The 12,647-nt window shown below is 69.4% G+C and carries 12 protein-coding genes; 6 read left to right on the top strand and 6 right to left on the bottom strand.

The features are described from left to right. The first annotated feature begins 106 nt into the window (after positions 1–106). From HF576_RS12455 to HF576_RS12440, 4 genes are read left to right on the top strand one after another with little or no spacing between them, the layout of a single operon-like run. Positions 107–1,756: a SulP family inorganic anion transporter gene (locus HF576_RS12455; protein WP_168913155.1), complete on the top strand. Its 1,650-nt coding sequence runs from the start codon at positions 107–109 to the stop codon at positions 1,754–1,756. Next, the gene (locus HF576_RS12450) at positions 1,753–2,688 is read left to right on the top strand and encodes a haloacid dehalogenase-like hydrolase (RefSeq protein ID WP_168913154.1); all 936 of its coding nucleotides are present in this window, start codon (positions 1,753–1,755) and stop codon (positions 2,686–2,688) included. Before HF576_RS12455 ends, HF576_RS12450 begins: the two co-directional genes overlap by 4 nt. 59 nt (positions 2,689–2,747) lie before the next feature. Beyond that, on the top strand, positions 2,748–3,869 hold the full coding sequence (locus HF576_RS12445) for an AI-2E family transporter (RefSeq protein ID WP_168913153.1): 1,122 nt from the start codon (positions 2,748–2,750) through the stop codon (positions 3,867–3,869). Further along, complete coding sequence (locus HF576_RS12440; protein WP_168913152.1) at positions 3,866–4,945, top strand: DUF998 domain-containing protein; 1,080 nt, start codon at positions 3,866–3,868, stop codon at positions 4,943–4,945. The genes HF576_RS12445 and HF576_RS12440 overlap by 4 nt, the downstream gene beginning before the upstream one ends. Here the strand turns inward: HF576_RS12440 and HF576_RS12435 are convergent. After that, positions 4,934–6,247: an ion channel protein gene (locus HF576_RS12435; RefSeq protein WP_168913151.1), complete on the bottom strand. Its 1,314-nt coding sequence runs from the start codon at positions 6,245–6,247 to the stop codon at positions 4,934–4,936. The two genes, HF576_RS12440 and HF576_RS12435, sit on opposite strands and share 12 nt — an antisense overlap. A 74-nt stretch (positions 6,248–6,321) precedes the next feature. Here HF576_RS12435 and HF576_RS12430 point away from each other — a divergent pair, with 74 nt between their 5' ends. Further along, on the top strand, positions 6,322–7,047 hold the full coding sequence (locus tag HF576_RS12430; RefSeq protein WP_168913150.1) for an ion channel: 726 nt from the start codon (positions 6,322–6,324) through the stop codon (positions 7,045–7,047). A 30-nt stretch (positions 7,048–7,077) separates the two neighbouring features. Here the strand turns inward: HF576_RS12430 and HF576_RS12425 are convergent, their stop codons facing one another. Genes HF576_RS12425 through HF576_RS12415 form a run of 3 tightly spaced genes read right to left on the bottom strand, consistent with a single transcriptional unit; the run spans position 7,078 to position 8,289 of the window. Further along, on the bottom strand, positions 7,078–7,431 hold the full coding sequence (locus HF576_RS12425) for an SHOCT domain-containing protein (protein WP_168913149.1): 354 nt from the start codon (positions 7,429–7,431) through the stop codon (positions 7,078–7,080). Between the two features lie 25 nt (positions 7,432–7,456). Beyond that, positions 7,457–7,876 (bottom strand): DUF6325 family protein, encoded by a 420-nt coding sequence (locus HF576_RS12420; protein WP_168913148.1) that lies wholly within the window; start codon positions 7,874–7,876, stop codon positions 7,457–7,459. 23 nt (positions 7,877–7,899) lie between these two features. After that, positions 7,900–8,289, bottom strand: a complete 390-nt coding sequence (locus HF576_RS12415) for a PLDc N-terminal domain-containing protein (RefSeq protein WP_168913147.1) — start codon at positions 8,287–8,289, stop codon at positions 7,900–7,902. A 171-nt stretch (positions 8,290–8,460) separates the two neighbouring features. On the opposite strand from HF576_RS12415, the gene HF576_RS12410 reads away from it, so the two are divergent. Continuing rightward, positions 8,461–9,555 carry an AI-2E family transporter gene (locus HF576_RS12410; protein ID WP_168913146.1) on the top strand — a complete coding sequence of 365 codons (1,095 nt, stop codon included), beginning with the start codon at positions 8,461–8,463 and terminating at the stop codon, positions 9,553–9,555. Between the two features lie 50 nt (positions 9,556–9,605). On the opposite strand, the gene cls is transcribed toward HF576_RS12410, so the two are convergent. Together cls and HF576_RS12400 are read right to left on the bottom strand one after the other, a co-directional pair. After that, positions 9,606–11,078, bottom strand: a complete 1,473-nt coding sequence (cls, locus tag HF576_RS12405; RefSeq protein WP_168913145.1) for a cardiolipin synthase — start codon at positions 11,076–11,078, stop codon at positions 9,606–9,608. A 14-nt stretch (positions 11,079–11,092) separates the two neighbouring features. After that, positions 11,093–12,592 (bottom strand): arylsulfatase, encoded by a 1,500-nt coding sequence (locus HF576_RS12400; protein WP_168913144.1) that lies wholly within the window; start codon positions 12,590–12,592, stop codon positions 11,093–11,095. Between the last annotated feature and the right edge of the window lie 55 nt (positions 12,593–12,647).

The following is a 12,647-nucleotide window of genomic DNA, read 5'->3' as shown; positions in this document are numbered from 1 at the left end:
CCACCTCGACGCTAGCGAGTGCGCGGCGGCGGCAAAAGGGAACGGCTCGCGAAATCACCGCGAGCGGCGGGATGCCGCGGCTCGCGGCGGCCGGTAGGTTCGGGCTGTGACGACGACCGCGCCACGGCCTCGCCGGCTGCTTCCCACGCTGACCGGCTATCGCCGCGCGTGGATCGGCCCCGATCTGCTGGCCGGACTGTCGGCGGGAGCGGTCGTCGTGCCGCAGGCGATGGCGTATGCGACCATCGCGAACCTGCCGGTGCAGGTCGGTCTGTACACGTGCATCGTGCCGATGCTGGTCTACGCGCTCCTTGGCGGGAGCCGGGCGATGAGCGTGTCGACGACCTCGACCATCGCGACGCTGACGGCGACGACGCTGGTGTCGGCGGGTGTCGCAGCCGGGTCCGAGGACCCCCTCGGCTCGCTGATGATGCTCACCCTCCTGGTGGGCGCGTGCCTCGCGCTCGCCAGGCTCTTCCGGCTCGGATCTCTCGTCGAGAACATCAGCGGCGCGACGGCGCTCGGACTGAAGATCGGGGTCGGCGCGACGGTGGCCGTCGGGCAGGTGCCGAAGCTGCTCGGCGAGTCCACGGATGTCTCGGGCCAGGGCTTCATCCACGCCCTGATCGCCGTCGGCGGCGCGTGGGAGAGCGTCAACTGGCCGACCGTCGCACTGTCGGTGGCCTCGATCCTCGTGCTGCTCGCGCTGAAGCGCTTTGCGCCGAGGGTCCCGGGCGCGCTGATCGTGGTGACCGGAGGCATCCTGCTGACATCCTTCGGGGTCACGGCCTCTGCCGGCATCGCGCTGATCGATGCGGTGCCGTCGGGCCTGCCCCTGCCCGGCATCCCCGACTTCTCTCACGCCGTCTCCCTCGTCCCCGGCGCGCTGGCGATCGCGGTCATGTCGTTCCTCGAATCGGCCGCGGTCGCGCGGAGCATTCGACGCAAGGGCGAACCGCAGATCGACAGCGACCAGGAACTCCTCGCCGTCGGTGCGGCCAACGTCGCCGGGGCGTTCTTCGCCGCCATGCCGGCGGCGGGCGGCTTCTCGCAGAGTGCGATGAATCAGGGTGCCGGCGCGAAGACGCAGGTGTCGACGCTCGTCACCGTCGGCCTGGCCGTCCTGGTGGCGCTGTTCCTGGGACCGGTCCTCAGCATGCTGCCCGAGGCCACGCTCGCGGCGATGGTCTTCGTCGCGGTGGCCGGCCTGATCAACATCCCGGAGCTCGTGCGGTGGTTCCACATCAGCCGCATGGACTTCTGGGTCGCGACGAGCGTCGCCGTGCTCGGCCTCAGCGCGGGGCTGCTGCCTGCGCTCGCGGTCGGCATCGTCGTGACACTGGTCCTCGTGCTGAAAGAGGTGAACACCCCGGAGCTGTCGATCGTCGGCCGCGAGCCGGGAGTCATCGCCATCCACCTCGGGCGCGGGATGTACACCGCGAACGCGCAGCCCAACGAGCGCGCGATCCTCTCACTGACCGCGTCGCAGCACCCCGCCGTGACGGCGCTGATCCTCGATGCCGAGCGCCTCACGGTGCTCAGCATCACTGTCCTCGACATCCTCGAGGACCTCGACAGCGAGCTCGAGGAGCTCGGCATCGCGCTGCACCTCGCTCGGCTGCCCGAGGCCGCCAGCCGCGTCGCCCGCAAGACGATCTGGTACGCCGGCCTCGAGAAGCAGGGCCGGGTCCACGCTACGGTCGAGGAAGCGCTCGCCGACGCATCCGGAAGCGGGCAGAAGGGACGGCATCCGTGACAGACATCCTGCCTTCGTGGCGAGAGACACCGACCCGTGCCGCGCTCCTCGAGTTCGTCGCCGCGGTCACCGACGAAGGGTCGCCGGACTTCGTGCCCCACGAGGGCCGGGTCGCGGTGTTCGACAACGACGGCACGCTCTGGACGGAGAAGCCGATGCCCACGCAGCTGCACTACCTGCTGGAGCAGTGGAAGCTCGCCGCGACCGCGGATCCCTCGCTCGCCGAGCGCCAGCCCTACCGCGCCGCCGTCAGCGGAGATTACGCGTGGCTCGGCGCGGCGGTCGACAAGCACTACGCCGGCGACGACGCCGACCTGGGCCTGCTCATCGCGGCGGTCGCCGAGTCGAGCACGGGCGTGAGCGTCGAGGAGTACGAGGCATCCGTCGCCGCGTTCTATCGCGAGGCGCGGCACCTCACGCTCGGCAGCTCGTACGCGCACACCGTGTACCAGCCGATGGTCGAGCTGATCCGGCTGCTCGACTCGCACGACTTCCGCACGTACATCGTGTCGGGGGGCGAGCGCGACTTCATGCGCCCGATGACGATGGACTATTACGGCATCCCGGTGCAGCGCGTGATCGGCACGGGGCTGTCGCTGGAGTACGACGCCGAGGCCAACGTGGTGCGCTACGGCAAGGCCCTGTCGTTCTTCGACGACGGGCCCGAGAAGCCGGTGCGCATCTGGATGCGCACCGGTCGCCGGCCGATCCTCGCGGCCGGCAACTCGAACGGCGACATCCCCATGCTGCGGTTCGCGCAGGGCAACCCCCGCAGCCTGAGCCTGCTGATCCATCACGACGACGACACCGGCCGCGGCGACGCGCCCTACGACAAGGGTGCCGAGAAGGCGCTCGACGTGGCGACGGCGCACGGCTTCGCGGTGGTCAGCGTGCGCGACGACTGGTCGCAGGTCTTCCCGGCGGCAGGCTGAGCCGGGTCGCCTCCGCGCGTCCGGGTGCCGACGACCGACCCTGGCCCTAGCCTGGCTTCGTGACCCGCGCCGCGCCCGCCGCACCGCCGCCTCTGCTCTCGCCGAGCCTGCGCGTGCTGCTGGGGCTCGCCGCGTCGGTGGTCGTGCTGGCGGGCGTGTTCCTCGCACGCGACATCTTCGGACCGCTCGCCTTGGCGATCGTCCTCGTGGTGATCTGCGAGCCGGTGCGCCGGCCGCTCGAACGGCGCGGCTGGCCGCGGTGGAGCGGCACGACCGCCGTCATCGTCGTCGCCTACCTCGTGCTCATCGGCATGGCTGCTCTGCTGTGGCTCGCCGGCACCCAGTTCGCGCGCCTGGTGGTCGACTACGTGGACGAGCTGCGCGCCAACGTGGACGAGCTGCTGGCCTGGCTCGCGTCGGCGGGCCTGGCTCAGGAGGCGACGGATGCCGCAGCGGCGGTGCTCGATCCGAGGACCCTGGTCGATCTGGCGTCGAGCCTCGGCGGCACCATCCTCGCCGTGGCGACGGCCCTGTTCTTCGTCTTCGCCTACGTGATCTTCATGGCGGCGGACGCTGCGCGCTACCGCAGCGCCGATCGCCTCTTCGGCGCCGAGCAGCGGCCCGTCCTGGCGCGGATCGGCCACCTGAACTCAGGCATCCGTCGCTACTACGTCGTCAACGCGAGCTTCGGCGCGATCGTGGCCGTCATCGACGGCCTCGCGCTGTGGGCACTGGGCGTGCCCGCGCCGCTGGTGTGGGCGATCCTCGCGTTCGTCACCAACTTCGTGCCCAACATCGGCTTCGTGCTGGGGCTCATCCCGCCGGCCGTGCTCGCCTTCGTGGTGGGCGGCTGGCCCATGCTGCTGGCCGTCATCGCGATCTACAGCGTCGTCAACGTCGTGCTGCAAGTGCTCGTGCAGCCCAAGTTCGTCAGCGACGCGGTCGATCTGAGCCTCACGCTGAGCTTCTTCTCCGTCGTGTTCTGGACCTTCATCATCGGACCGCTCGGCGCGATCCTCTCGATTCCGCTGACCCTGGTCGTGCGGGCGCTCGTCCTCGAGGGCGATCCTGGCGCACTGTGGCTGCGCTGGCTCTCGGGCGATCACTCCGCGACGACTGCGAACGCCGCAGCCGCGGCATCCGCAGCCCCACCCCTCGCCCCGTCACGGAGACGGCCATGACGCAGACCTCCCTCGACTCGGCGGCCGAGCGCCGCGAACCGGTCAATCCCGGAGTGTTCGACACGTCGAGCCAGCGATCGCTCGAGTCGCTCGCGCTCGCCGTCGGCGCGACCTCGTTCGTGCTCGTGGCGCTCGTCGCGCTGGTCGCGTTCGGCTTCCAGGCGGCGCCGATCGCCGGACCGGGATCGGTCGGGCAGTTCGCCGCGATCGCCTCGGGCATCGCCGCGATGCTGTCGGTCATCGCCGGCAGGATCCTGCTGCGGGTGCGCGGCGAAGCCCCCCGCGCACGAATCCTGGGCTACCTCGACCTGGCCGCCCTCTCGTTCGCGCACGGGGTCATCGCTCTGCTCGGCTGGACGCTGCTGGCGGTCATCCTCGAGCACGCATTCATCGGCGCCGAAGTGTTCGCGCTGCCCGTGCTGATCCTCTCCGGCGCGGCCGCCGCGATGAGCGGCTACGTCTCGTTCTTCTCGGCGACCCACATGGACCTGCAGCTGCTGGCGGTGGTGCTCGCGGTCTTCCTCGTGTTCGGGGTGATGGCGAGCATGCTCACGGCCAGCGATCCGGACTGGTGGAAAGACAACCTCAGCGCGCTCGGCATGTCGTCGAACGTGTCTGCCTTCGCGTTCAACATCACGATCATCGTCGCCGGATTCCTCGTGACGACGCTGGCGCGCTACGCCACGCGCGGCATCCCGACGGGCAACCCCAAGGGCATCGGTCGCGTGCGGGTCAGCCTCATCGTGGTCGGTGTGTTCCTCGGCCTGGTGGGGGTGTTCCCCGTCGACCAGTTCTTCGCGGTCCACACCGGCGTGGCCTCGGGCATGGTGGTCGCGTTCGGCGTGCTGGTGATCGGGCTTCCGACGTGGATCACCGGGATGCCGCGACCCTTCGTCGTCCTCGGGTGGCTGTTCCTCGCGGTCACGCTGGTGCTCGCTGTCCTGTTCGCGGTCGGCTACTACACACTCACGGCCGTCGAGCTCGTGGCCGGCATCCTGGTCTTCACGTGGATCGTGCTGTTCATCCGCAACGGTGCCGCGCTCGAGCAGGACGCCCGGCCCGGCTCAGCGGACTGATCCTGCCGGATCGAATCCCCGCTCGCGCGCCAGGTCGTCGGGGGTGATCAGCATCTCGCGCGCCCACGTGACGGTGAGCCAGCCCGGAAGCACGATGAGGCACAGGATCGGCAGCACCGTGACGTCGCCGACGACCGCGACGGCGACGAAGAGCGCGATCCAGCCGTCGCGCGCGACCGCCAGGACGACCCCGAGCACCCCGCACGCCACGGCGAGGCCGAAGGGCAGCGCCGGGAGCAGCGCGCCGCCCAGCATCCCGGCGGCGACGCCGATGAAGACGGCCGGGAAGATGCGGCCGCCGCGGAAACCGGCCGATGCCGCGACGACGAGCGCCGCGAGCTTCACGAGCAGGATCACGGTCAGCTCACCGGGCGAGTAGTCGTCCGGGTGGGAGAGCAGCTCAGCGCTCTGCTCGAGGCCCTTGAAGAGGGTGATGGGTCCGCCGAGCATGCCGAGGAGCCCCAGGACGATCCCGCCGGCCACGATGTAGAGCATCGGATGCCGCAGCGCGCGGAACGCGCGATGCACGAGCGGGAAGAGGTACACCCCGACGAGCGCGAACGCCGCCGCGAGGCAGGCGACGACCGCTCCGAGGAGCAGGTCGAGCGGCTGCGGCGAGCCGTAGGGGGCGCCGAGCTGCATCGTCTGGAGTCCGCCGCCCACGAAATGGGTCGTGATCGAGCCGGCGCCGGCGGCCACGAGGGGGAGGAACAGCTTGTCCCACAGCGAGCCTTTCGCCCGGAACTGGCTGACCACGCCGGTGAAGACCAGGGCTGCCGCGACGGGCGTGCCGAACAGCGCGCCGATCGTGGCCGCGATCGCGAGCGCACCCACGAGCGCGGGCGGCACCGCCTTGGCGATTCGCGCGACGAACGCCACGGCGAGCGACACGTTGATCGCGATGATGGGGTTCTCTGGACCTAGGCTCACGCCGCCGGCCAGCCCCAGCATGAGCACGATGGCCAGGCCGGGGAGCACCGAGAGCTTGAGCGGATGCGGCTCGAGCTCGGTGGTGGCCGAGTCGGGACCGCCGTGCCCAGGTGCCAGCCACACCACGAGCCCTACGGCCACGCCGGTGAAGGTCAGGACGGTGAAGATCCACCAGGGGTTGTCGGGCTGGATGCCGAGGGCGCCGGGAGTGTTGGTCCAGAGCGTGTCTTCGAGAAGTCCCGCGAGTGCCTCGAGGGCCCACAGCGACAGCGCGGACAGCACGCCGATCAGCAGAGCAGGGATCGACAGCAGCGCCAGCCGGCCCACGGTGAGCGGCGCCTCGGGCGGAGAGGCGGCGGAGGTGCCGGTCATGGCGCAACCCTAGCGGCCGATTCACCCCGCGCGCCGTTCGCGACGCGCCGCGTGGCATGCGGGATGATGCGCCTGTGGACGAGTCGACCTGGCACCAGCACACCCGGACGGCGCTCATGGTCGCGTCGCTGCTGTATCTCGTGGCCTACTCGTGGCGCGTCATCGCGGATCTGACGGGTCCGGTGCGCATGGTCGCCACGGTCGTGATCTTCGTGACGTGGGCGATGTTCATCGTCGACTACCTCGTACGGCTGATGCTCGCGCGGCAGAAGTGGCAGTGGTTCCGATCCCACCTGTCCGCACTGGCATTCGCCCTGGTGCCGGTGCTGCGGCTCGTGAGGCTCCTGCGTGTGCTCACCCGCGTACCGGGACTGCGGCCCAGTGCGGGACGTGTTCTTCGCACGCAGATCCTCGTGTACGGGGCGGGTGCTGCCGCGATCCTCATCTACATCTCGTCGCTCGCCGTACTCGAGGTGGAGCGTCATGCGCCCGGCGCCACGATCACGACGTTCGGGATCGCCCTGTGGTGGGCCTGCGTGACCGTGACCACGACCGGTTTCGGCGATTACACACCGGTGACGGATGCCGGGCGCTGGGTCGGTGTCGGGCTCATGTTCGGCGGTGTCGCGCTGGCGGGTGTGATCACCGCGACCCTCGCGTCGTGGGTGCTGGAGCGTGCCGGGCGCGGCAACGACGATCAGGAACCCGCCACCCGGGCGCAGGTGCGTGAGCTCATGGCGAAGATCGACGCCTTGTCGGCGGGTGGCGAGCGCCGAGACGACGAAGGCCGCACCCCGTAGGGCGCGGCCTCGTCGAGCGTGAGCGGCCGGTCAGGCCAGCAGCTTCGCCTTGGCGGCGGCGAACTCGTCGTCCGACAGGATGCCCTGCGCGTGCAGCTGCGCGAGCTGCGTGAGCTTGGCCATCATGTCGTCGCCCGCGGCAGGGGCCGCCGGAGCAGGCGCCGGTGCGGCGGCCTGCTGAGCAGCCACTGCCTGCGCGGCCGCCTCCTGCATCGCGGCCTGCTGCTGCTGAGCCTCGTAGGCCTGTGCCTCCTGCGCCTGGTAGGCCTTGTCCTGCTGGCGGCGCTGGATTCCGCCCGAGACGGCCGTGGCGGTACCGGCCACGACCGCGGTGCGGGCGGCCATCCCGATGAGTCCGGGGCGTCCGAATCTTCTCAGTGGCATGTCTTCCTCCTTGATCCTTCTCGGCTCAGTCGGCGTGCTCGGCGAGGAACGCGTTCACGATCGGTGCGGGCACGCCTTCGCGAGCGATGACAGCGCCGCCCGCGTCGTAGAGCGCCGACGCGAAGGCCTTCGCCCACAGCAGCTCGACGACGATGATCGCGGCCGACGTGCCCGGTTCGAGCCCTGCGGCGAGCTCGGCGATGTCGTCCTCGCCGGCCAGACCCGCCATGTCGAGCGGAGGGACGTCGCCGTCATCGATCGTGTCCGACAGCTCCAGGATCTCGAGCTCGCCCTCGGGCGAACGCCGTGCGAACACCAGGTCGAGCACGTTCACCGTGCCGGCGGCGACGAGGTCGTCGACCGCCTTGAGCACCGCCGGTCCAGGCCGGTCGCCGTCGAACGCGACCGCGTAGAACTCGATGGGGCCGTAGTCGAATGTCGTCATGTCTCCTCCTGATCCTGCGCGGGCTAGGCCGCCAGCGCCTTGGCCTTCAACGCGTCGAACTCGGCCGGTGAGATCGCGCCCGCGTCGAGCAGCGACTTGGCCTTGGTGATGTCGTCGGCGGCGCTGGTCCCGCCGCCGCCGCCGGCGGCCTGCCGGATGTAGGCGTCCTGCGCGGAGCGCAGTGCTTCGGCCTGCGCGATGGAGCGCTTCTGCATCCCCGCACCGCGGGCGATGAGGTAGACGAGCGCCGTCAGGAACGGCACGAAGATCAGGAAGAGGATCCACAGCGCCTTCAGCCAGCCGTTCAGCGAATGGTCGCGGAAGATGTCGCCGATGATCGAGAACACGACCATCAGATAAGCGACGAAGACGAAGATCGAGAAGATCCAGAGCAAGAGATCCCAGAAGCCCATGTGCGAGGTGCCAATCGTCAGGACGGGCCGAATGCCCGCCGCTGCTATGAACCTAGCGGTCGGCCTTCCGCTCGGCATCCCCTGATCCGCGTGAAAGGAAGGTGAACTTCTCCGCCGCCGATCCTCCGCGTGGTGCGGTGTGAAGGCGGCGGATGCCGCGATCATGAGGGCATGACCCCCGACGACGACGTCTCGCCCCCGCGCCGGTTCGCCGGCGTCCTCGCCGGGCTCGACCGGCCGCTCGCGACCGGCTTCCTCGTCACGCTCGGCGTGCTGGGCGCGCTGCTGCTGGGCTCCGCACTCGGTGCGATCTCGACGATCCTCGTCTACATCGTCCTGGCGATCTTCCTCGCCGTCGCCCTCGACCCCATCGTGCGGCTGCTCGAACGCCGCGGGGTGCATCGCGGTGCCGGGATCGCGATCGTCTTCTGCGGGTTTGCGCTGTTGATGGCGGCCTTTCTCGTCTTCGTGCTCCCTCCCGTCATCGCGCAGATCATCGAACTCGTCGAGGCCCTCCCCGAGGCGATCGCCGCTCTCCCCGACTCGGAATGGTTCGCGCGACTGACGCCCGAGGCGCAGGCAGCGGCGCTGGCCGGTCTTGCGCAGCTCTCGGACTGGATCGCGTCGCCGTCGACGATCGCGCTCCTCGGCGGGGGGGTGCTCGCCGTCGGCGCCGGGATCGTCGGCGGCATCTCGGCGGGCTTCATCGTCGTGGCGTTGACGCTGTACTTCCTGGCATCGCTCGCGGCGACCAAGCGCGCGATGTACGCGCTGTCGCCGGCGCGCAGCCGCCCGCGAGTGGAGGACCTCACCGAGCGCATCACGGCGTCCGTCGGCAGCTCGCTCATCGGGTCGGTGATCCTGTCGTCGATCAACGCGGGCGTGGTCTTCGTCCTGCACCTGCTGATCGGACTGCCGTTCCCCGCGCTGATGGCCGTGATCGCGTTCGTGATCACCCTCATCCCGCTGTTCGGATCGGTGATCTTCTGGGTGCTCTCCACCGCCGTCGCGTTCTTCACGAGCCCCGTGCAGGCGCTGATCTTCGGCGTCGCGTACCTGATCTACATCCAGCTCGAGTCGTACGTCGTCAGCCCGCGCGTCATGAACCGCGCGATCTCGATCCCGCCGGCCCTCGTGCTGATCGGCGCACTCGTGGGCGGCACGCTCATGGGCATCCTCGGGGTGCTCCTCGCGCTGCCCGTGATGGCGTCGATCCTCCTGATCATCCGCGAGGTCGTGATCCCGAGGCAGGATCAGAAGATCTGACGACGGATGCCGCAGCGGCCCGCTCTCAGCGGGCCGGGGGACCGTCCGCGTCAGTTCAGCGCGGACGTGAGCCGGGCGACGCCGTCGAGGAAGGTCGCCTTCGCGGGCTCCCGGCGCCACTCCTCGAGCGTGAGCTCACGCCCCGCGTCGCGGTAGCCCTGCTCGACTTCGCGCATCGCCGCTACGAACGACGCGCCGCGCACGAGGAGCGAGACCTCGCTGTTGAGGCTGAAGGACCGGATGTCCATGTTGCTCGAGCCGATCACCGCGATGTCGTCGTCGATCGAGAAGTGCTTGGAATGCAGGATGAAGGGCGGCGGGTACAGGAAGATCCGCACACCCGCTTCGAGCAGCGCCGTGTAGTACGAACGCTGCGCGTGGTAGACCAGGCCCTGATCGCCGATCTCCGACACGAACAGCTGGACTTCCAGGCCCCGCTGGCACGCGGTCGTGATGGCGTACACCATCGCCTCGTCGGGCACGAAGTACGGGCTCGTCAGGATGACCTTCTCGGTGGCCCCGTGGATCAGCGACAGGAACAGCCGCAGGTTGTTCTCGGTCTCGTAACCAGGGCCGCTCGGCACCACCTGACACAGCAGGGCGTCCGGCGAGGCCGACCGATCGAGCTGACCGACGGGCACGCGCTCGGCGGTCAGCTCCTCGCCGGTCTCGATCAGCCAGTCGGACTGGAAGACGGCGTCGATCGCGGCGACGGTGGGGCCGGTGACGCGCGTCACGAGCTCCTGCCATTTGAGGCCGCGCTTGATGTTCTTGGGCGCGTCGTACGTGCGGTCGATGAGGTTCTGCGAGCCGAGGAAGCCGACGCGGCCGTCGACCACGACGATCTTGCGGTGGTTGCGCAGATCGGGGCGCTGGTACTTGCCCTTCAACGGCTGCACGGGGAGCATGTACGCCCACGTCACGCCGATGCGGTCGAGCTCGGCCACTGTCGCGTCGCTCACGGTCACCTTGCGCGAGGCGATGTAGTCCAGCAGCACCCGCACCGTGACACCGCGGGCGACGGCACGCTCCATCGCCGCGAAGAAGCCGCGCGTGGTGTCGTCGAACCCGACGATGTAGAACTCCACGTGCACGTGATGCTGCGCCTCATCGATCGCCGCCGCCATCGCGTCGATCGACGCCTGGTAGTCGCCGTACAGGGTCGCCTCGTTGCCGGTGGTCGCCGGGAGCGCCGTGAGCGCCTGGTTCTGCTGCACGACCCGCCGGAACCAGCGCGGCTCGTCGTCGGTGGGGGCGTCCAGACCCGCCCGGTCGACGGCGGCGCGGATGATCCCGTCGACGCGGGTCTGCTCGGCGCGCCGCTTCTTCGGAAGCTTGACGTTGCCGATCAGCAGGAACAGCACGATGCCGACGACGGGCAGCAGGAAGATCAGCAGCAGCCACGACATCGCCGCGGTGGGCTTGCGCCCCCGCGGGATCACGATCAGCGCGACGACGTTGATCGCGAGGACGACGAGGGCGCCGAGCGTCCACCCCAGGTTCGCTCCGAAAGCAGGATCCACGTGGACAGTGTGCCCTATGAGTTGCCCGCGGTCGCCTTCAGCTTCTCCATGACACGGTCGAGGTTGAACGCCGCGGGCTCCTGACGGGGCGGGAACTCCACCAGCGTCTGCAGCATCCGTGCCACGTACGCCTGCGCCGGGACGAACAGGAAGACGCGATCCAGCATCCAGTCGAAGTACGTGTTCGAGGTGATGTCGGCCCGCTCGAACGGGTCGGTGCGCAGGTTGAACAGCTTCGGCGCACGCAGCTCCGTGTACGGCTCGAGCCATACGTTGAGGGTGCCGGGCGCCCGCTGCTCGAGGAACACGATCTTCCAGTTGTCGAAGCGCAGCGCGGTGAGATCGCCGTCGTCCGAGACGTAGAAGAAGTGCCGGCGCGGGCTCATCTCGGCCTTGCCGGTGATGTAGTCGAGCTGGTTGTGCCCGTCGAGGTGGACCTTGTACTCCGAGCCGGCGAGTTCGGTACCGCTCGCGAGCCGCTCGGCGACGTCGGTGTCGCCGGCTGCGGCGAGCAGCGTGACGAACCAGTCGTTGTGGCTGACGATGCCGTTCAGCGTCGTGCCCGCGGGGATGTGCCCGGGCCAGCGCACCATGCACGGCACCCGGTAGGCGCCCTCCCAGTTGGAGTTCTTCTCGTTGCGGAACGGCGTCATGCCGGCGTCGGGCCAGCTGTTCATGTGCGGACCGTTGTCGGTCGAGTACATGACGATGGTGTCTTCGGCGAGCCCCAGCTCGTCGAGCAGGTCGAGCAGGCTGCCGACGACGTCGTCGTGGTCGAGCATCGTGTCGTGGTACTCGGACTGCCAGCGTCCGGCCCGGCCCTTGCTCTCCTCCTTGGTGTGGGTGCGGAAATGCATGTGCGTCGAGTTGAACCACACGAAGAACGGGGTGTCGTCCTCGGCCTGCCGGCGGATGAAGTCCGCCGCGGCATCCCGGAACTCCTCGTCGCACGTCTCCATGCGCTTCTTCGTGAGCGGCCCGGTGTCTTCGATCCGCTGCGTGCCGTCCTCGTTCGCCCACGAGTGGATGACGCCGCGCGGGCGGAAGCGCTCGTTGAATCCCGGGAACTCCTCGTCGGTGGGGTAGTCCGGGTGCTCCGGCTCCTCCTCGGCGTTGAGGTGGTAGAGGTTGCCGAAGAACTCGTCGAATCCGTGCGCCGTCGGCAGGAACTCGTCACGGTCGCCGAGGTGGTTCTTGCCGAACTGGCCGGTCGCGTAGCCCTGCGCCTTCAGTGCGGTGGCGATGGTGGGGTCCTCGTGCCGCAGCCCGACGTCGGCTCCCGGCATCCCGACCTTCGTCAGGCCGGTCCGGTACGGGTTCTGCCCGGTGATGAAGGCGGCGCGGCCGGCCGTGCAGCTCTGCTCGCCGTAGTAGTCGGTGAACTTCACGCCCTCGTTCGCCACGCGGTCGATGTTGGGCGTGCGATATCCCATGAGCCCGTCGGAGTAGGCGCTGAGGTTCGAGATCCCGATGTCGTCGCCCCAGATGATGAGGATGTTGGGCTTGTCTGCCATGAGGGGCTCCTGTCGAGCGGCGAGGTTGCGGCGTACCTCCTGATCCAAACAGTTC

It is taken from the genome of Microbacterium salsuginis (genome assembly GCF_012524205.1).
GTDB lineage: Bacteria > Actinomycetota > Actinomycetes > Actinomycetales > Microbacteriaceae > Microbacterium > Microbacterium salsuginis.
Note: the sequence above shows the minus strand (reverse complement) of the source record. Positions and strands in the feature narration are given on the sequence as shown.